This window comes from Pantoea sp. SIMBA_079, from assembly GCF_046940275.1.
GTDB lineage: Bacteria > Pseudomonadota > Gammaproteobacteria > Enterobacterales > Enterobacteriaceae > Pantoea > Pantoea borealis.
Window position 1 is genome coordinate 1 of record NZ_JAWRYR010000716.1, and the last position, 247, is coordinate 247.

General features: G+C 58.3%; 1 protein-coding gene. It reads right to left on the minus strand.

Annotation, left to right across the window (positions count from 1 at the left end; translation table 11 throughout):
* The coding region (locus SB719_RS21820) for a glycosyltransferase family 2 protein (protein WP_412159983.1) at nt 1–247 on the minus strand (247 nt) is incomplete at both ends.

A 247-nucleotide genomic window follows, 5' to 3' on the forward strand; every position in this document is an offset into this window, starting at 1 on the left:
GGCGCCAGCCTAGTCCTCGGGCACGTAGGCACCAATCGGTTTCTTCGCCATAGCCACGCGCTAGGTGAACTTCGTCCAGGTAACCTACTTCGTTCAGCGCGGCACGTTTGATGTACATACAGAAGCCGCAGCCGGTTTCAATTTCCATTGGCGGGCTATTGGTTTGCCGGGCCAATTCATCCAGCTCGGCCTGCGCCTTGGCGCTGGGCATGGCATGGCTGATTTGGCTCTGCGGGAAACTCATCAG